This window comes from Enterococcus sp. AZ062 (assembly GCF_051715065.1).
Lineage (GTDB): Bacteria > Bacillota > Bacilli > Lactobacillales > Enterococcaceae > Enterococcus_B > Enterococcus_B mundtii.
In genome coordinates this window covers 1655360-1675600 of record NZ_JBIOTB010000001.1, presented here as the reverse complement: position 1 = coordinate 1675600, position 20241 = coordinate 1655360, and the positions used below count along the sequence as shown (strand labels likewise).

Sequence of the window (20241 nt, the reverse complement as noted above, 5' to 3'; positions counted from 1 at the left end):
GTATGTTAAAAATTTTTATTTGTGATGATGAAGAGATCCATCGTAACCGCATCACCAACATTATTAAAAATTACGTAATGATGATGGATTATGATGTTGAGTTCCAACTAGCTGCAGATAACCCGTATGATATTTTATCTTATGTATCAACTAACAAAACAGAGGGTATCTATTTTTTAGATATCGATTTAAATTCAGATATCAATGGCGTAGAACTAGGTAAGCAGATCCGACTGTATGATCCAACAGCCAAAATCATTTTTGTTACGACGTACACCGATTTTGTCTATCTTACTTTTCTTTATAAGGTAGAGGCGTTGGATTATATAATCAAAGATAATGAAGAACAATTGCAACAAAAAATCATCAGTTGTATTGATATTGCGATTGAACGATATATGAATACTGCGTTGTCTACTAGAGAACAGATCTGGCTAAAAAGCGGTGCCGTCGATGTAAAATTATATGTTGATGAAATTCTCTTTTTTAGTTCAAGTCCAACACCACATAAACTGATCGTACACTTGGACAATCGCATGATTGAGTATGCGGGGAAAATCAAAGAAATCGAAAAATTAAGTGATTCTTTGTGTCGTTGTCACCAATCGTTTGTCGTCAATTTGGCAAACATAGCAGAAATCAATAAGAAAGAGCGAAAAGTGATCATGACGAATGGGGAAGAATGTTTAGTCTCTACCAGGTATTTAAAAAAATTAGTCACTCGCTTTGAAAATGAGTTTTCACCCAAAGCATAAATGCATCGATTTTTGCACTTTTGACAAAATTAGAAACACTTTTGATAAAATAATCTATAGATTAGTAAAATAGGTATAATAAACTGCGAAGGAGCGTGAAAGATGACTGAAGAGTACATTTCAATAGAGGAAAAATTATCAAAGAAAATAAGTGGACATTTCGCTTCACAATTAGGCCTTTCACCGATTGAACAAGCAAAGATGGAATATGGGTTATCGATCCTATTTGTTGATCTGTTCAAGATGATCGTGATGTATGGGATTGCGTTTCTCTTACACATTGTGGGAGCAGTGTTCATCACACACCTTGTATTCATCTCAGTTCGTTTGACAACGAAAGGATTTCATGCAAGTAATAGTGCAGTTTGTACAATACTTAGTGTGCTGTTCTTGGTTGTTTTGCCTTGGATCACCGCTTCGATTGGTTTTGAATTGACTCGTCCTTTGTTTGTTCTCGGAATTCTATTTGTTGGCTTAGGAATACTCGTAAAAGAGCGAACGATCAATCAAGCAAAAGGACCTTTCCGATTAAGAAAAACGGTCTTTATCATTCTGTTCATCACAACGATCGGCGTGCTTTTACCTAGTGACAGTATTCGTACATATCTCTTGTTAGGTCTAGCAATTGCTACATTGTTGATGTTTATTAAAAATAAAGGGGTAGAGTAAATATGTTAACAAGTCTAAAAACAAAGAAATTACAAATGATGCAGGTTATCTCAACAATGGCGATTGCTATCGCAACTTATGCAATGGGAACGATCGGTGCGGATTGCACATTCGTTATCTACGAACCAAAAATGCCAGAAGCATTAAAAAATGAAATGAATAAATAAAAATAAAAAAGCAATTTAGAAAAAATCTAAATTGCTTTTTTTTTGTAAATGTCAATTCATTTCTTTCGATAATTTTGTAGTAAGAGAACGAATAAAAAGAAAAATAATGATTCCCACAACGTAGTTGTCCAGCTAAATTCTTTTGACACCCCAAAAAATAGATTGCCAGCATTGGAAACAATCAAATAAATAATCGTTATTATAAATGCGTATATGGATTTTTTTAACATGTGACACCTCTTTCTAAGAATAATAGCTTAACTAAATCAAATTACTATTATTCTAACATTTTTCTTCAACTTATTATAAAATATTTCAATGATTTTTGAAAAGGGTATCATCCTTTATAATAAAAGATTAAAACATTTGGTTTGAAAGCGGGAAATTATCGGTTCTCGCTGTATTTTGTCATTTTTATTTTTTATTTTGTAATATAAATGAGCATTATCTTTGCAATTTTTAATCTTGAATACTATTCTTGTAGTATAGCCAGCAAGAAACAATAGAAGTTATATAATAATTGTTACTGTTATTTAAGATTTCTATACAGGGGAGAGTACCAAAGTTATTTTGAGCCTGCACTTTTTGGTAGCGCTTACTTAAAGTAGGTATTCCTATAGGTTCCTCAAGCGATATACTTGTTGGTCATGTGTTGAAAATAAAAAATAAGATACTTAGGAGGTGGAAAATGAATAAGGGGGTAAAGATCATCGGTGTAATTGTAAGCATAATTTTACTTTCAGTACTTTTGATCATCGCTCTAGTTAATGCACCATATGTCTTACCTGAACAATTGGAACGTTTTCGCTTTTTTACGATAACAAATTATTATATGCAACAATATATTTTCTGGGCTGCAGTCGTATTTGCAATTGTTGTCGTTCTCATCTTATTATTTGTTCTTTTCTATCCAAAATCGAAAGGAACCTTCGTATTAAAGCACAAAGATGGAAAATTGACGTTGGATAAAAAAGCCATTGAAGGACTGACTCGTTCGTATCTACACGAAGAAGAATTCATTCAATCACCAAAAGTCAAAGTACGATCAACAAAACAGAAAATCAATATTCATGTAAAAGGCGATCTAAAACGTACTTCTTCTCTTATTGGTAAAACAGAAATGTTGATGCAAGAAGTGAGAGAGCAAGTTGCCAATGTCCTTGGTTCAGAACAAGAGATCAAAGTAGCTGTCAATTATAGTAGTTATCAAGATGAAAAAGAACATGAAGACAACCAGCACTCACGAGTAGAATAGGAGGGCACACAAATGAAAGAATTCTTTTCACTATATAAGCTCCCTATTATCTTTGGGGGTCTTGGCTTACTATTAGCCGTTTTATGGTTAACAGTTGGATTTTTCAAAACTCTTTTAATATTGATCATGACCGCTATTGGTGTGGGTATTGGTTTTTATTTAAAAGAAACAAGATTATTAGATGAATATTTCAAATCATAGGAGGAATTTAATATGGAAAACAAAGATTTCAAAAACGTGAACACTACTACAGGTACAAATCCAGTTGCTGACACTGCAGCAAAAGGTGAATTGACTTATGAAGACAAAGTCATTCAAAAAATCATTGGTTACGCATTGAAAGATGTTGACGGTTTGTTGACTCTTGATGGTGGATTTTTCTCAAACATTGCTGAAAAATTAGTCAATACAGACAACGTGACTGCTGGAATCAATGCAGAAGTTGGTAAAAAACAAGTGGCTGTTGATTTAGATGTAGTTGTTGAATATGGCAAAGATATCGAAAACATTTACGATCAAATCAAAGAATTGATCAGTACAGAAGTGAATGAAATGACTCATCTTGATGTGATCGAAGTCAATGTAAATGTTGTTGACATCAAAACACAAGCAGAATACGAAAAAGATCAAGAAACAGTTCAAGATAAAGTAACTGATGCAGCAAAATCAACTGGTCAATTTGCTTCAAAACAAACTGACAAAGCAAAATCAGCTGTTGGCAAAGGTGCGCAAAAAGTAAAAGAAAACAATGAACCACGCGTACAATAAACTTAATTTTTTAGAATTTTAGGAGGAAATAATTATGGGATTTATTTGGTCATTAATCGTTGGTGGTATTATCGGAGCAATTGCAGGAGCAATCACAAATAAAGGTTCTTCAATGGGCATCATTGCGAATGTAATCGCAGGTCTAGTTGGATCAGCTATTGGTCAAGCACTTTTAGGTACTTGGGGTCCAGTGATCGGTGGAATGGCAATCGTACCATCACTTATCGGAGCAATCATTTTAGTATTGATCGTTTCATTCTTTGCACGTAAACTTTAAGCAAAGGGCGCTTACTCAGATTGAAAGATTTGAGATTAAGTAATAGATCGACTAAACATTCTAACCGACCACAAAGAGTAGTTTTTGTACTTACTCTTTGTGGTCGGTTTATTTGTACATATTTTCGAACATCCATTGTTTGTGTGTTTCAATCGATTGATTAATTTGAATCGCTGTGTTGCCCATAAAAATAATATGTAAACTATATTTTTTTGATATTAAAAAAATAACAAAATGTTTTATCCATAGCAATCTTTGAGGTTTAACTGTTAGACAACTGTTATTTCTTGTCTTAACGTTAAATGTTGCTATAGATAAAGCTTTTTTCTTTGTTATCCTTTTATTGAAATATTATATGAATAGTTTTCATAAGTATCATTTTATAACATTGATTTCAATTTTTACCAAAAAACAACCATAAAAACAAGGAGTTGAGAATATTTTCAAGATATTTACATATAATATATGTAATCTAAATATTCGAACGTTAAGATGAAGATATAGAAAGAAAACAGCTGTCATAAAAATATATGGAAGAGTGGAGGGTCACTTATGATTGAAGTGATCGGATTACAAAAAACTTTTGATAATGGCTTTGAAGCATTGAAGCAAGTGGATTTTACGATAGAAAAAGGGGAACTTGTTTGTCTTTTAGGTCCTAGTGGTTGTGGTAAATCGACAATGTTGAACCTCATCGCAGGACTGTTACAACCGACAGATGGTGATATTCGTTTTAAGGGGGAGTCAGTCATAAAAACGGAGCCCAAAGATCGAAATATCGGATTCGTATTTCAAAATTACGCATTGTATCCACATATGACTGTTTTAGAGAACATCATGTTTCCATTATTAGTTGGGGATAATAAAAAGAAAAAAGGTGATGCTAAAGCGATTGCTGAAAAATATATGGAATTAACCAATATCAAAGAGTTACAGAATAAGAAACCTGGAACTTTATCTGGTGGGCAACAACAACGAGTAGCTATCACGAGAGCGTTAGTACAAGAACCAGAAGTCCTATTATTGGATGAACCTTTAAGTAATCTGGATGCTCGATTACGCTTGAAGATCCGTGAAGAGATTCGCAGGTTAGTGAAAGAAGTGGGGATCACAACGATTTTTGTCACCCATGATCAAGAAGAAGCTTTATCGATCAGTGACAAAATCATCTTGTTAGAAGATGGCAAGATACAGCAAGAAGATGATCCTCAAAATCTCTATTTAGAGCCAGAAAATTTATTCGTTGCAAAGTTCATCGGTAATCCAATCATTAATTTTTTACCAATTGAAGTTGTCGATGATGGGATCAAACATGCGTCATTTGATTTACCACTCACTCATTTTATCGAAAAACGTTTCAAAAAATCGATCACAAATGGGAAATATTACTTAGGCATGCGTCCTGAAGATATTTTACCAAGCGATAGTGGTCCTTTAAAAGGGAAGATTCAAAGTGTTGAGTTGATTGGTCGTGAACGAATTTTACACTTTGAACTTGCAGGAGAGCGAGTAAAGTCAATCGTAGGGGTGGAAAATGAGATCACTGAAGGAACTACGGTTACGTTTGACTTAGCTTATCACAAAGTGTTCCTATTTAGCTTTGATGGAGAGAGGATCTATTGATGGGAAAGAAAAATTATAATTCTGAAAATCAATTAAAAGCTTGGTATTTTTTACTTCCAGCATTACTTGCAATTTTTGTATTCAATATTTATCCGCTTTTTCGGGCTTTTTTTATGAGCTTTCAAAAAGGGACATTGATCAATCCTCGATTTGCAGGAGTTGAGAATTATCAACGTTTGCTTAGTGATCCAGTATTTTTCCGCGCGTTGAAAAATACTGCGTTCTACAGTTTTACCGTCGTACCAATTGCTTTGATTCTTTCACTGGCGATTGCGTGGGTGATTTTTGAAAAAGTAAAGTACAAGTCATTTTTTGAAGCGATTTTTTTTATGCCTTATGTCACGAGTACAATTGCGATCGGTATTGTTTTTCGCTATTTTTTCAACGGATCATACGGGCTCATCAATTACTTACTTGAATTTTTTGGGCTCCCACGAGTGAATTGGTTAGATAGTGTATCAATGAGTATGCCTACTTTGATCCTCTTTGGCATTTGGACGAGTTTAGCTTTCAATATTATCATATTATTAGCGGGATTCCGTAACATCGAGAAAGAGCATTACAAAATCGCGAAGATGTTTGGCGCAAATGAATGGGAGATTTTTGTGAAGATCACTTTGCCACAATTACTTCCTACACTCACGTTCCTCTTAACAGTCAATTTGATTGGTGCGTTTAAAATCTATACGCAGGTTTACGCACTATTTGGTGGTCAAGCTGGGATTGCTAAAAGTGCGATGACCGCAGTATTTTACATTTATGATAAGTTCCATGTTGCAGGTAGACCAGGTCTAGCTATGGCAGCAACACTTGTTTTATTCTTGCTTATTCTAAGTATTACTTTTTTCCAACAGTTGATTTTGAAGAAGGTGGGGAGAAAAAGATGAAAAAAATCGTTACATTGCTCTCACTCTTATTTTTGACACTCCTAGGAATCATTACGGTGTTTCCATTTATCTATATGATACTTGGTGGATTGATGACATATCGGGAAGCGACAAGTATTCCACCAACTGTTATACCTGATTCCTTTCAATGGGTGAATTATTTGACAGTATTCGAAAAAGCGCCATTTATCCAATACTTCATCAACACTTTATTTGTATCGTTAGTGACCACATTGGCAACCGTTCTTACTTCACTGTTTGCAGCATTTGCCTTAGCAACTTTGGAATTTCGTTACAAGAAAGTAGTGATGGTAGGATTGATTTCTTTGTTGATGATTCCATACGAGTCGATCATATTTACGAATTATAATACAATCGCACGTTTAGGCTTATTGAACTCTTATACAGCTTTGATCTTGCCGTTTTTGACGAGTATTTTTTATATTTATTATTTGACTAATTACTTGAAAAGTATTTCGCGTTCCTTTTATCAAGCAGCTAAGATCGATGGAGCTTCTGATATGGAATATATCAAAAAGATCCTTATTCCGATGTCCAAGCCAGCACTGGTCACAGTAGGGATTTTGACTTTCATTTCGAGTTGGAACTCCTTTTTATGGCCGTTATTGGTCACAAATGACAAAAAATTTCGATTATTGAACAATGGCTTATCTGCATTTACGAGCGAAAGTGGCAGTGACGTTCACTTACAATTAGCAGCAGCTACTTTAACCGTATTACCAATCGTGCTTATTTACTTTATTTTTAGAAAAGAAATCATCCGAGGAGTGGCAAAAAATGGGATCAAAGGCTAATCAAAAAACCAGCATTACCTTTCACAGTGGGCTCTTGACGATTGGTGGGACAGTCATTGAAGTTGCATACGGCGACGATAGAATCTTTTTTGACTTTGGAACAGAATATCACCCTGAAATCAACTTACCAAATGAAGAGCTATCGACTTTACTAGATGTGGGATTTATTCCAGCAATTGATATTTATGATCCGCGATTGACCACACGCAAGAGGGATTCTAAGTTTGTAAATACCGCCGTATTTTTATCGCATGTTCACTTGGATCACACAAAAATGATCAATTATCTTGATCCAGAAATCCCATTGTATACATTGGAACCAACCAAAGTTTTATTGGAAAGCTTAAATCGTAACGGAACATTCTTGCTGCCTTCACCTTATATAGAAGGAAATACACGAACGATCAAAACGATTGCGCCTTGTCAGGATCTTCACATCGGCGAATTGATGATTCGTTTGTTTCCTGTAGATCATGATACGTATGGTGCGGCAGCCTTTCTTATCGAGACACCAACTGCTTTGATTGCTTATTCTGGTGATCTTCGACTTCATGGATTTGATCGACATTTGACAGAGAAATTCTGTGAAGTGGCACAGAAGGTCGATGTATTGATGCTTGAAGGAGTCAGCATTAGTTTCCCGGAAAAAGAGAAGAAAAATGAGGCATCACCAGACAGTGAACGAGCGTTGACGGAGCAACTAGTGAAGATGATCCAAGAAAACGAGAATCGTCAATTGACTTTCAATTTTTATCCAGCCAATATCAAACGCTGGGAAGCTTTGATTGATGCTTCCCCACGACGAGTAGTTGTCGAAGCAGAAATGGCTTTACTCTTACAAAAAGTCGCAAAACGAGAAGTCCCTTATTACTACGCTGAGAAGAAAGAGCGGATCGGTACATTAGACCCCCGACTTGAGTATTCTTACGAAACTTTATTAGCAGATTCGACGGATTATTTCTGGCAATTTGTTGGTGAGGTTGATTCATTACAAAAAGGAGGTCTGTATATACACAGTGATGCCCAACCATTAGGCGAGTTTGATCCCCAGTACGCGATTTTTAGAGGAGCATTTGAAAAGCAACAAGTGGAGTTTAAGCAGTTATCATTATCAGGTCATGCAAAACCTGCGGATCTAGCTGAAATCATCGATCGGATAAAACCAGCTATGTTGGTTCCCATCCATACTTTAAAACCTGAGAGTATGCACAATCCATATGGAAGCAGAGTATTAGTAAAAAGAGGCGAAACCATTCAACTATAATCGGAGGAAAATGAAAAATGAAATGGACAACTATTAGTAAGTTTTTGGTAGCATCAGCAGCTGTAATGACTTTAGGCGCTTGCGGGAACACTGGCTCGAATGCCTCTTCATCTAGTGAAGAAATCGTCACTGAGCTAACAGAAGAGACGACGATCACTTTTTGGCACGCAATGAATGGTGCGCAAGAAACAGCGTTACAAAAAATGACCGATGATTTTGTCAAAGCAAACCCAACTATCAAAGTCGAATTACAAAATCAAGCCCAATATTCTGATCTACAAGCAAAGATCAATGCTACTCTTCCATCAGCAGGAGATCTTCCAACAATCACTCAGGCATATCCTGGTTGGTTATATAACGCGGCTCAAGATGAGATGCTCGTCGATCTACAACCTTTGATCGATAATGACACGATTGGATGGCAAGACCAAGAAGAGATTCGCACCTCTTTGATGGATGGCGCCAAGATCGATGATGTCCAGTATGGTATTCCTTTTAATAAATCAACTGAAATGCTCTTTTATAATAAAGATATGTTGGAAAAATATGATGTCCCTGTGCCCACGACATTAGATGAACTAAAAGAAGCATCAAAAACGATTTATGAAGCAACGAATGGCGAAGTGGTAGGAGCCGGATTCGATTCTTTGAACAACTATTATACGATCGGTATGGAAAACAAAGGAGTCGAATTTGACAAAGAGACAGATTTGACTAGTGACGAATCCAAAGAATTGATCAACTACTACGCGGAGGGTGTCAAAGATGGGTACTTCCGGATCGCAGGATCGGACAACTATTTATCTGGTCCGTTTGCCAATCAAAAGGTAGCGATGTTTATTGGTTCGATTGCAGGGGAAGGCTATGTAAAGAAAGATACGGAAGGTGTATTTACGTATGATGTTGCTCCACGTCCTGAAAAAATCAATTTACAACAAGGAACGGATCTTTATATGTTCAGTAGTGCCACACCAGAAGAACGGACAGCAGCATTTTTATATATGAAATTCTTATCAGAGCCAGAAAACCAGTTGTATTGGGCAACCATGACTGGCTATATGCCAACGATCGAATCAGTATTAGAAAGTGATGACTACAAAAATTCATCTGAAACAAAAGTACCACGACAGTTAGAGGGTGCAACTAAAGAATTGTTCTCGATTCCAGTAGTGGAGAATAGTGACAATGCGTTCAATGAAATGCGTACGATCATGGAAAATATATTAGCTAATACGAATCAAGATACAGATCAATTGATCTCAGATTCAGTACCCCAGTTAGAAGACGCTTGGAATCAATAAAAACGACTGAGAGGATGAGATAATGGAAGTGACAATCCTTGCAACAAGTGACATGCACGGTTACATTCTGCCGACGAATTATGCCAGTGACTTAGAACAACCATTTGGCGTGGCGAAAGTAGCCGGAAAACTGAAGGAATTAAGACAGGCAGTAAGCGGTCCGGTATTCATGATTGAGAACGGTGACTTTATCCAAGGTTCGCCACTTAGTTATTTTGTTGCAAAACAATCGGAGTATTCTGTCTCGACGTTAACGAAGCTTCTAAACAGCATGAACTATGATGTTGGTGTGTTAGGCAATCATGAATTCAATTATGGCTGGTCCTATTTGAATGAAGCAATCCAATCCTATGATTTCCCAATAGTCGTAGCCAATATGTTGAGGAAGAATCAACAGGAATCGGTTTTACCTCCGTATCAGATCATTGAGAAACAAGGGATCAAAGTGGCTGTTTTGGGACTCGTGACTCAGTATATCCCCAACTGGGAAAACCCTGGAACAATCAAGGATCTTCATTTTGTGTCGGCTGTTGAAACCGCCAAAAAATACGTACCTTTATTACGTGAGTTAGCAGACTTAGTCGTCGTCGCATACCATGGCGGTTTTGAAAGAGATTTAACAACAAACGAGCCGACTGAAGCATTGACCGGTGAAAATGAAGCCAGTCGGTTGTTACAAGAAGTGCCTGGGATCGATGCGTTAGTCACAGGGCATCAACATCGTGAGCTTGCTGAAATCGTCAATGGTGTACCTGTGATCCAGCCAGGGTATCGTGGGGCTTTTGTAGGAGCAATCCAACTAACTGTCAAAAAACAAGACAACAAGTTTGTCGTCTTGGATCACTCGTGTAAACTTTATCCAACGAAAGAGGCTTCTCCAGATCCTATAATCCTTAAACAAATTGAACCGGTTTCTAAAGCATTAGATATGTGGCTAGACCAACCAGTGGGAGAAGTGCTGGGCAATCTACGGATTGTTGATCCTATGGCAGCAAGAGTCAATGAGCATCCATATATTGAACTGATCAATCGAATACAGATGGATGCAACTGGAGCAGAGATTTCAGGAACAGCCTTATTCAATAATGAAGTGACGGGATTCCCACAATCTGTCAGCATGCGTCATATTCTTACGAATTATATTTACCCGAATACTCTGGCTGTTGTACGTGTGACTGGACAAGAACTGAAAGCAGCGCTCGAACAAACAGCTGGTTACTTAATGGCAACCGATGAAGGAATTACGTTTGACCCAAAGTATATCCAGTCCAAGCCTCAATATTATAACTATGATATGTATGAAGGTATAAATTACACGATTGATTTAAATCAACCAATCGGTCATCGTGTGACACGCTTTGAAAAAGCAGGAGAGCCAATTCCCTTAGATAAATCACTAGAAGTGGTGATCAATCAATATCGAGCAGTAGGTGGTGGTAATTATAAGATGTTTTCAGCGGAGAAGATCGTAAAAGAATGTCCAATCGACATGACCGAATTGATTGCCGACTATCTCAAACGAAAAAAAGTGATTGATGCAAAAGTGAATCATAATTTCAACGTGATCGGCAAATAAAAATATTAGCATGAAAATCTCCCTCGAATGCGTGTACATCGCATTTTAGGGAGATTTTTCAGCGCTTATATTTATTTTATGATTGAGTTAGTTGTGCCAATATTTTAGTATATCCCAGTTCTCTAGCATAATCTTCCGCAGTTTTCCCTTGATTGTCACGTAATGTTTTGTTTGCGCCATGATTCAACAGTTCTTTAACGATTTGTTGATAGATTTCAGACCCATCTCGTAAAGCAACTGCTTCAATCAACGCGGTATAACCATAATTATTTTGATGGTCGATGTCCACACGTGCGTCGGTTAATAGAAGTTTCACATTATCTAAATGGCCTTTTTCAGCTGCTGGAATCAAGGCATTACCGCCAAAACGATTGACAATTGCTTGATTTGGTTCACGATGTTCCAACATATAAGATAGAATCTCTGTTTTTCCTTGTGCGGCAGCGTAAAGGTAAGGGCTGTCTTGGATCGTATCCTGGATGTCGATCGACGCACCATGATCGATCAGAAGTTTGGCGATTTCAACAAAATCATGATGGGTGGCAATCAGTAAAGGTGTCTCACCTTTGTCATTTTGTTCATCGATTGAATACTCTGTTTTTAGAATATCCTCAACTTTCTTTCGATCGTTGTCTTCAACTGCGGCTAATAAACTGCCAGATGGGTAACTCATAAGCGATTCCTCCGTTTCTTCAATTAAATGATCGGTTTGTTCAGTGGTTGTTTGCTCGATAGTAGAAGTGGTCCTTTTCGTTTGATCAGGAACGGTCATCTGCTGTGGCTCTTCACAACTCGTTAATGAAAACAGTAAAACTGCAAAGGGTAAGATCAGCCAAGCGCTCATACATACACCCCCCTTTGTATCATCATATGATGAAGCAATTGATACCGCAAATGAATGAACTTACACCAGCAAAAGAGCAAGGGGATAGATGTTATTATAGCTAGAGTTATAGTTTTTTTTACAAATAAGAAATAACGAAAATTGAATCATTCAAACTTTGTTAATTTATAATAAAAAAATTAAGAATAGAAACAAGTAATATTTTTTTGGAATATCTATTACTAAAATACGTCCATAAAATCTTGTTTATACAACATTTTGTACGGTGTTTTAACATTTTTTTTGTAATTTATTATTACCTTGCTTGCGGTAATAACCGGTTAGATTTAATCATATCTGTCTGTTATTCTTAATTTAAGATAACAAAAGCAAATACATAATAGAATTTTTTTGAAAAATCTGGAGTTATCTATATTAATCGTTAATTATGGAGGGAAACATGAAAAAACAAATTTTAGGAACCATTTTATGCTCAAGTATTTTATTTGGAGCAAGCTTAGCAATTGGTGGGAATGAAGCATCTGCACATGGATATGTACAGTCTCCTATCAGTCGTGGGTATCAAGGACATTTAGACAGAAATTCAAACTGGACTGCTGCTTTTCAAAAATATGGGGCTGTTATCAACGAACCTCAATCTTTAGAAGCATTAAAAGGATACCCACAAGCTGGACCAGCCGATGGACAAATTGCATCAGCAGGTGGTTCGCTTGGTGATTTCAATCTTGATCAACAAACCTCAACTTTATGGACAAAACAAGGAATCAACCAAGGTGCGAATTTATTTACATGGCGCTATACTGTCGGACATGCGACGACAAAATGGCATTATTATATGACGAAAGCTGACTGGAACCCAAATGATAAATTGGAACGTTCTGATTTTGAATTGATCGGTACAATCAACCATAATGGAACACCAGCATCAACGACACCACACGCAATCAACGTACCAAGTGATCGTTTAGGTTACCATGTGATTTTAGCTGTTTGGGATGTAGCGGACACAGCTAATGCATTCTATAACGTGATTGACGTGGATGTAAAAGGTGATTCAGCTATTCCTGTGAAACCTCAGGCTCCTCAAAATGTACGTGCTGAAAATGTGACTGCTTCTTCTGTAGAATTAGCATGGAATGGACAAGCAAATACTGTATCATATAACGTTTACCGTGACGGTGAATTAGTTGGCAATACAAATGATCCAGAATTTAAAGATGCAGGACTAAATGAAGAAACAACCTACAACTATGAGATCGAAGCAGTTAGCCAAACTGGATTGACATCTGACAAAACAACGATTTCAGTAACAACTAGAGCGACAACTGCGGAAGAAAAACCAACTGCTCCTAAAAACTTACATTCAATGGGTGAAACGACTTCAAGCGTATCATTGATGTGGGGAGCTTCAACACATACACAAGGAATCAAACAATATGATATTTATCGTAATGGTCAGTTAGTGGCTTCAACACCATCTACGAGTTACACAGATAAGAACTTAGCTTCTGGTACAACCTATTCATACGTGGTACGTGCAATCAGTACTACAGACGAAGTTTCAGACGCAAGTAACACTCTATTAGTGACAACGAAACAAGATGAAACAATCGAAGGTGTCCGTGAATGGAGATTAGGTTCTATGTCTTCACCGGAACTTTATACTGCAAACGAAGAAGTAAGCTTCCAAGGACGAGTATACACAACCCTTGTAACACATTTTAACTTTGGTGATGTAACATGGTCTCCAAATCAAGCGCCGACATTATTCCGCTTGAAATAATCAAATTCACACTCAGTGCATCTAACTGCACTGGGTGTTTTTGTATCAAAAAAGCTAGTAGTAAGAACGTTTAGTTGACAATGCTTTAGATTGTTCGATACCATGATTATCATCAGAAATGGTCATTCAACCAGAAAGTAGGAAAAGAAATGTTCAAACGAGTACCTTCAGACTTAACAGAAAGAGAAAATTATAAACTATTGATCGGTTCAGTTATCCCTCGTCCGGTGGCAGTGGTTGCAACAAAATCTTCACAAGGAGTGACCAATGTAGCACCATTTAGTTACTTCAATATTGTTAGTTCAAATCCACCGATTCTTTCTTTAGCTATCCAAAGAAAAAATGGGGAGTGGAAAGATACGGCAAAACATCTTATCGATACAAAAGAAGCAGTGATCCATGTTCTAGACGAAAGAATTCTGGTAGATGCTAATCAGACAGCTGCTAGCTTATCGAGCGAAGAAAGTGAATTGACGTTGACTTCTTTCACTACTTCCGAATCAGATACTATCAGCGTCCCAAGGATCAATGAAGCAAGTATTGCCTTTGAAACGACACTATACCAACACGTGCCGATCAAAAAAAAACAAGAAACGACCGCTGATTTATTTTTACTGCAAATTTCTACTTATCAAATAAGTGAAGCTGTTTATGATGAACAAACAGGCTATATTGATCCGAAACAGTTACAACCAATCAGCCGCTTAGCAGGAAACGACTACGGCAAGTTAGGTGAGATCATTCGCTTGTTACGTCCGGAATAAATGTACGTCGATAACGCAGTTTTTTCTAACGTAAAAATGATTTATGGATCAAATGATATCCTCATATTTATTAAATAAAGTTTAATTTAGTTATTTTATTCTTTATTTTATTGATTATCGATGCGAAGAGGAATATGATAAATTTTGTGAAAATCAAATAAGTACTAACCTTGTTAGGTGAGGCTCCTATACAAACATAGGCTATTGCCCAGAAACGTCGAAAGACGCCAATGGGTCAAACAGGAATTGTCGGATTAAGGCTTTTTCCAATAGCTAAGAATACGTTCTTTACGTTGTATAGTGCTAAAACTCGGACGATGAGATGATGCTAGGTCAGAAATCTTGTTCGAAAAGGTTTCTGACCTTTTCTTATGCTTTCCTTCCCTTTTTTGCTCGCCTTGCCTAACTTGTGTCTGGAGAAGAAAGGGGATGCGCTGGAACAAGCTATTTGATTTTATCAACAGAGGTATTCATATCACTACAAAGAATGCTGCACGAAATAAACCAGATAGACAAACAAAAAAGGTCGACGAGTTGCAGCTCAATCGACCGAAAGACATGAAAGAGAATAAACTCTTTACTTGACTCATCATAATAGACAAAGCTACACGTTTCAAGTAGAAGAGTTTGAAAGGAAGGGTCAACTGAATGAAACCATTTCAAAAAATCGTATTAAGTATCTTGTTAGTACTTGCAATGGTCATTGGCTTTTTTTCTTTTGAATTTATTCAAGGGTTCTCATCAGTGAAACAATCTGCAACAGTTGAGAAAGTCAATGCACAAGATGTCCCATCGATCATCAATGTGGCATTGATAGGTTCTGATGCACGATCAAAAGAAGAAAATGGCCGTTCAGATTCTTTGATGGTCGCCCAATATGATCAAAAGACCAAACAAGCCAAATTGATTTCTATCATGAGAGATTCTTACGTCTCTATTCCTAGTTATGGAATGAATAAGATCAACGCTGCCTATTCTTATGGTGGTATCGACTTATTGAACCAAACCTTACAAGAAAATTTCAAGTTGGAGACCCCTTATTATGCAAGTATTACGTTTCAAGATTTTATTGATTGTATCGATGAATTGTTTCCAGATGGCGTAACGATCGATGCAGAAAAAGATTTAGATTTAGATGGGGTAGCTATCAAAAAAGGAAAGCAAACGATGGACGGAAATACCTTGCTACAATATGCTCGTTTTCGTGAAGATGAAGAAGGTGATTTTGGACGTATCCGTAGACAACAACAAGTTGTTGAGGCGGTAGCCAGTCAATTGAAAGATGTCACATCGATCATCAAATTACCTAAGGCGATCGGTAAACTTTTAGGTAGTATCCAAACAAATCTACCGGAAAGTGTTCTGTTAGATTGTGGGTTAGATTTCCTAAATGACGAGAAGAAAATCGATACACTATCCGTGCCCGTTGATAAAAGTTGGGACTTCAATGATAATACACCAGCTGGTAGTGTCTTGGAAATCGACTTAACTAAAAATCAACAAGCGATACACGAGTTTTTAGATAAATAACTAAATGACTATATTGATAGAGATCGAGGCATAAGTGTTTAGCCTCAATAAATAAGGCACCATCCACGAAAATTGTTCCTCAAATTTTTATGGATGGTGCCTTATTTCCTATGAAGTTACATCTGTCCCCACCGTTTATTCGATTTTATCAAATGCGAGAGGGCAAATGTCCCACTCTCTATTTTTGATTAAAATAAAGTTAATATAAGAACAGTACTGATTAAGAATCATTTGGGCTGCTATTCTATTTCCCCTTCCATGTGTTAGAATATCTTTGATTCGTACTTTTAATAAAGAGAGGTATTCAAAACATGAAGAGGAGTGACAGACAAAAGAAAAAATCGACCGGCATCTATATTGGAGCGGGAATCGTCGTCTTGCTTGCAGCAGCTGGTGGTGGCTTCTTTTATTATCAACACGTCCAGGAACAACAAGCGGTAAAAGCTGGAGAAAAAACGATTGAAGGATTTATCGACTCTCTGAACCAGGAAAATTATGAAGAAGCGGTGAAATCACTTCAAGTAGAAAACGGTAGTAATCTTACTGAACAAGATATTTTAGAGAAATATCAAAATATTTATGGTGCAGCAGAAATCAGAGGGATCAAACTCTCAAACTTATCCGTGACGAAAAAAGAGAATGATACGTATGAGTTTACGTATAAAGCTAAAATGAATACAACGCTAGGTGAATTGAAAGACTTAGCATACGAAGGAACTTTGTCGCAAGAAGGAGATCAAACCAAAATCAATTGGCAACCAAATTTGATTTTTCCGCAAATGGAAGGGCAAGATAAAGTCAGCTTAAGCACAGACATAGCGTCTCGCGGTGAAATCTTGGACCGCAATAAACAGCCCTTAGCCACGACCGGAAAATTAAAACAATTAGGTGTCGTACCTGCAAAATTAGGTGAGGGTGAGGAAAAAACAACAAATATCAAAGCAATCGCTGAAGCCTTCGATTTGACTGAAGCCAGTATTGAACAGGCGATTTCTCAAGCTTGGGTCCAACCCGATTACTTTGTTCCTTTAAAGATCATTGAAGGGGAAACACCAGAACTTCCAAGTGGAGCAACGATCCAAGAAGTTGCCGGTCGTTATTATCCACTAGGAGAAGCCGCTGCTCAATTGATTGGCTACGTAGGAGATATCACCGCAGAAGATATTGAGAAAAATCCTGAGTTGAGTAGCACAGGAAAAATCGGGCGTTCGGGTTTAGAGATGGCCTACGACAAAGAATTAAGAGGAACGAACGGTGGAAAGTTAAGTGTGACAGATGAAGAAGGAAATGAAAAAGCTGTCTTACTCCAACATGAAGTGAAAAATGGACAGGATATCCAGTTGACGATCGATGCCAATGCACAAAAAACGGCATTCGACAGTCTAGATGGAAAACCAGGTTCTACTGTGGCGACAGCCCCTAAAACTGGAGATTTGTTGGCACTTGTCAGTTCACCTAGCTATGATCCAAATAAAATGACGAATGGTATTTCACAGGACGATTACAAAGCTTATGAAGAAGATCCCAATCGTCCGTTTATTAGCCGTTTTGCAACAGGTTATGCTCCGGGTTCAACATTTAAAATGATCACCGCAGCCATCGGCTTAGATAATGGGACATTGAATCCAGATGAAATATTAACGATCAATGGATTGAAGTGGCAAAAAGATAGCTCTTGGGGTTCTTACCAAGTGACACGTGTCAGTGATGTACCACAAGTGAACTTGAAAAATGCTTTAGTTTATTCTGATAATATCTATATGGCACAAGAAACATTGAAAATGGGGGAAGAAGCCTTTAGAAAAGGACTGAATCAATTCATTTTCGGTGAAGAGCTAGATTTACCGATCCAAATGGATCCTGCGCAAATCTCAAATGAAGACTCATTCAATTCGGAGATTCTGTTGGCAGATACTGGCTATGGTCAGGGACAATTGTTGATCAACCCGATCCAACAAGCTGCGATGTATAGTGTTTTTGCAAATAATGGCAGTTTAGTTTATCCACGATTAGTCATGGATCAGGAAACAAAAGATAAGAAAAATGTGATTAGTGAATCGAGTGTTCAAACGATTTTGCCAGATCTAATCGATGTCGTCCAAGACCCTAATGGAACTGCACACTCTTTAGCTGCTCTAGGCATTCCGCTTGCCGCAAAAACAGGAACAGCTGAAATCAAAGAAAAGCAGGATGAAAAAGGACAAGAAAACAGTTTCCTGTATGCAATCAATCCTGAAACAAATGGCTACTTAGTGATCAGCATGTTAGAAAACAGAGAAGAAGGCGATTCTGCTACTAATCGAGCGCCTGCTTTATTGCAGTATTTGAATCAAACTTACCAATAAATACAGAGTTTGAAATCGGATACAAAATAATTAGTTTTTTCTCTCTTGCAGTGATACACTAGTCTATAGAAACGAGTGTAAATAACAAGAGGAGGAGATAAGATGACTGATGTTCCAAAAGCAGTAAAAGCGGAAATGGCTGCAAGCATGTTGAAGATTAAATTTGATAATGGGGAAACGAGATATTTAAAATCACATTTAGCAAAAGAACATGCAGAAGCTTTTTCGATGAAAAATGGCAAAAGAAAGAATAGTTTATTGGCTTCACAAACAACCTGGGTAGGATCGACTATTGAAATTCAACCAGATGGCACTCTTGTTCTGAATGAAAATGATTATTACTCGCCAGAAGAGTTATGGAACGAGAGCAAAGAGCATATTATTTGATCAAAAATAGAGCCTTTCTATTAGATTCGAGAAATCTAGTAGAAAGGCTCTATTTATCTGAGAACGAATCACCCATGATACACTTTTCTTGTAAAATATTTAAGAATCAATGGAGAGATCAAGGTACTTAATAAGATCACGATCACAAGTGGAGAATAATATTTTGCTTCAATCAATTGACTTTGTTGTCCAATTTGCAAGATGATCAGCGCCATTTCACCACGTGAGATCATACCAGCTCCTACCATAAAGGCACTATTCGTTGAAAAGCCGGCTACTTTTGCACCTAGATAACCACCACCAAGTTTAGTCAAGACTGCAACAGTTGTTAGGATCAAGATAAAAATCAATTGTTCTCCAAAGTTAGAGAAATCGACTTCTAGTCCAACACTGACAAAAAAGACTGGGATAAATACGGCATAACCTAATGCCTCGACATTATGATACACTTCTTCTTTGACCGATGTTTGACTTACCGCGATCCCTGCAAAAAATGCACCAATGACTGAACTTAGTCCAATCAAATCAGCAATGTAGGACATACCTAGACATAAAACCAATGAAACAATGATGATTGCAGAGTTGGCATAGATTTTTCCAGCTAGTGACATCAAAAATGGGGCAATCCATTTGACTAATAAAAATATGAAAATAAAGTAAATCACTTGCTCCAATAAAAGAAGCGGTAAAGGGAGGCTGCTGCCAGATTCTCCCGTCAAAAATGATAAGCTGAAACTTAACACCAATACGACAAGAATGTCATCAACTACTGAAGCGCCTAAGATAGTCGAACCTTCTTTTGTATTGACTACATGAAGTTCTTTCAATACCTCAACAGAGATACTTACAGAAGTTGCTGCGAGGATGATTCCAAAGAAGATAGCTTCATTCCTAGTCACTTGGAAAATTTCACCTGTCAACCAACCAAATAATACGGGGAGTATGATCCCTAATAAAGCAACGAACATTCCTGGACGAAAGTATTTTTTCAAAAGAGAAAGATCGCTTTCCAGTCCAGCTAAAAACATCAATAAAATGACACCAATTTCTGAAAAATCGTGGACGAGAATATTAGGATGCACCCATCCCAGGCCGGCACCACCAAGCAAGACGCCAACGAGTAGTTGACCAATCACCGCAGGTACACCAAACCTCCTTGAAAGGTGAGAGCCAATGGTTGTCGCTAGCAAGATCAAACAGAGAATACCTATAAATTCCATTCTTTTCATCC

21 protein-coding genes and 1 riboswitch are annotated in these 20241 nt (G+C 37.2%); of the genes, 19 read left to right on the top strand and 2 right to left on the bottom strand.

Features of this window, described 5'->3' with window-relative positions; translation table 11 throughout:
• Nucleotides 1-2 precede the first annotated feature (2 nt).
• From IGJ00_RS07900 to IGJ00_RS07840, 13 genes are all read left to right on the top strand, one after another.
• Nucleotides 3-755: a LytR/AlgR family response regulator transcription factor gene (locus IGJ00_RS07900; protein WP_071867429.1), complete on the top strand. Its 753-nt coding sequence runs from the start codon at nt 3-5 to the stop codon at nt 753-755.
• A 102-nt stretch (nt 756-857) separates the two neighbouring features.
• On the top strand, nt 858-1424 hold the full coding sequence (locus tag IGJ00_RS07895; protein ID WP_086334707.1) for an accessory gene regulator B family protein: 567 nt from the start codon (nt 858-860) through the stop codon (nt 1422-1424).
• Between the two features lie 2 nt (nt 1425-1426).
• Nucleotides 1427-1591 (top strand): cyclic lactone autoinducer peptide, encoded by a 165-nt coding sequence (locus tag IGJ00_RS07890; RefSeq protein WP_010735382.1) that lies wholly within the window; start codon nt 1427-1429, stop codon nt 1589-1591.
• A gap of 688 nt (nt 1592-2279) precedes the next feature.
• Complete coding sequence (amaP, locus tag IGJ00_RS07885) at nt 2280-2846, top strand: alkaline shock response membrane anchor protein AmaP (protein ID WP_071867427.1); 567 nt, start codon at nt 2280-2282, stop codon at nt 2844-2846.
• A 12-nt stretch (nt 2847-2858) separates the two neighbouring features.
• A complete protein-coding gene (locus IGJ00_RS07880; protein WP_065096371.1) occupies nt 2859-3047 on the top strand; it encodes a DUF2273 domain-containing protein in 189 nt (62 codons plus the stop codon).
• Between the two features lie 12 nt (nt 3048-3059).
• Nucleotides 3060-3614 carry an Asp23/Gls24 family envelope stress response protein gene (locus IGJ00_RS07875; RefSeq protein ID WP_019724584.1) on the top strand — a complete coding sequence of 185 codons (555 nt, stop codon included), beginning with the start codon at nt 3060-3062 and terminating at the stop codon, nt 3612-3614.
• 34 nt (nt 3615-3648) lie between these two features.
• Entirely contained in the window at nt 3649-3891 is a 243-nt protein-coding gene (locus tag IGJ00_RS07870; RefSeq protein WP_010735387.1) for a GlsB/YeaQ/YmgE family stress response membrane protein, read from the top strand.
• 552 nt (nt 3892-4443) lie between these two features.
• Complete coding sequence (locus IGJ00_RS07865; protein ID WP_074799084.1) at nt 4444-5514, top strand: ABC transporter ATP-binding protein; 1071 nt, start codon at nt 4444-4446, stop codon at nt 5512-5514.
• The gene (locus IGJ00_RS07860; protein ID WP_086334706.1) at nt 5514-6401 is read left to right on the top strand and encodes a carbohydrate ABC transporter permease; all 888 of its coding nucleotides are present in this window, start codon (nt 5514-5516) and stop codon (nt 6399-6401) included. The genes IGJ00_RS07865 and IGJ00_RS07860 overlap by 1 nt, the downstream gene beginning before the upstream one ends.
• Nucleotides 6398-7216: a carbohydrate ABC transporter permease gene (locus tag IGJ00_RS07855; RefSeq protein WP_086334705.1), complete on the top strand. Its 819-nt coding sequence runs from the start codon at nt 6398-6400 to the stop codon at nt 7214-7216. The genes IGJ00_RS07860 and IGJ00_RS07855 overlap by 4 nt, the downstream gene beginning before the upstream one ends.
• Nucleotides 7200-8480 carry an MBL fold metallo-hydrolase gene (locus IGJ00_RS07850; protein WP_086334704.1) on the top strand — a complete coding sequence of 427 codons (1281 nt, stop codon included), beginning with the start codon at nt 7200-7202 and terminating at the stop codon, nt 8478-8480. Before IGJ00_RS07855 ends, IGJ00_RS07850 begins: the two co-directional genes overlap by 17 nt.
• 17 nt (nt 8481-8497) lie before the next feature.
• Nucleotides 8498-9781 carry an extracellular solute-binding protein gene (locus IGJ00_RS07845; protein WP_086334703.1) on the top strand — a complete coding sequence of 428 codons (1284 nt, stop codon included), beginning with the start codon at nt 8498-8500 and terminating at the stop codon, nt 9779-9781.
• Nucleotides 9782-9803: 22 nt separating this feature from the next.
• Nucleotides 9804-11357, top strand: coding sequence for a bifunctional metallophosphatase/5'-nucleotidase (locus tag IGJ00_RS07840; RefSeq protein WP_086334702.1), 1554 nt, complete (start codon nt 9804-9806; stop codon nt 11355-11357).
• Between the two features lie 76 nt (nt 11358-11433).
• Here IGJ00_RS07840 and IGJ00_RS07835 read toward each other — a convergent pair whose 3' ends face one another.
• A complete protein-coding gene (locus tag IGJ00_RS07835; RefSeq protein ID WP_074799072.1) occupies nt 11434-12201 on the bottom strand; it encodes an ankyrin repeat domain-containing protein in 768 nt (255 codons plus the stop codon).
• Nucleotides 12202-12640: 439 nt separating this feature from the next.
• Here IGJ00_RS07835 and IGJ00_RS07830 point away from each other — a divergent pair, with 439 nt between their 5' ends.
• The 6 genes from IGJ00_RS07830 (at nt 12641) to IGJ00_RS07805 (ending at nt 19010) form a co-directional block, all read left to right on the top strand.
• A complete protein-coding gene (locus IGJ00_RS07830) occupies nt 12641-13984 on the top strand; it encodes a lytic polysaccharide monooxygenase (RefSeq protein ID WP_438844295.1) in 1344 nt (447 codons plus the stop codon).
• 149 nt (nt 13985-14133) lie between these two features.
• Complete coding sequence (locus IGJ00_RS07825) at nt 14134-14748, top strand: flavin reductase family protein (protein ID WP_142433004.1); 615 nt, start codon at nt 14134-14136, stop codon at nt 14746-14748.
• Between the two features lie 162 nt (nt 14749-14910).
• Nucleotides 14911-15077, top strand: a riboswitch (M-box (ykoK) riboswitch).
• A 100-nt stretch (nt 15078-15177) separates the two neighbouring features.
• Complete coding sequence (locus tag IGJ00_RS07820; RefSeq protein WP_157811373.1) at nt 15178-15333, top strand: hypothetical protein; 156 nt, start codon at nt 15178-15180, stop codon at nt 15331-15333.
• 63 nt (nt 15334-15396) lie between these two features.
• Nucleotides 15397-16278 (top strand): LCP family protein, encoded by an 882-nt coding sequence (locus IGJ00_RS07815; RefSeq protein WP_142433005.1) that lies wholly within the window; start codon nt 15397-15399, stop codon nt 16276-16278.
• A 311-nt stretch (nt 16279-16589) separates the two neighbouring features.
• Nucleotides 16590-18623: a penicillin-binding protein PBP4(5) gene (gene pbp4 / locus IGJ00_RS07810; protein WP_438844294.1), complete on the top strand. Its 2034-nt coding sequence runs from the start codon at nt 16590-16592 to the stop codon at nt 18621-18623.
• Between the two features lie 102 nt (nt 18624-18725).
• On the top strand, nt 18726-19010 hold the full coding sequence (locus IGJ00_RS07805) for a hypothetical protein (RefSeq protein WP_086334700.1): 285 nt from the start codon (nt 18726-18728) through the stop codon (nt 19008-19010).
• Between the two features lie 68 nt (nt 19011-19078).
• Here the strand turns inward: IGJ00_RS07805 and IGJ00_RS07800 are convergent, their stop codons facing one another.
• Entirely contained in the window at nt 19079-20230 is a 1152-nt protein-coding gene (locus tag IGJ00_RS07800; protein WP_010735399.1) for a cation:proton antiporter, read from the bottom strand.
• Nucleotides 20231-20241 lie beyond the last annotated feature (11 nt).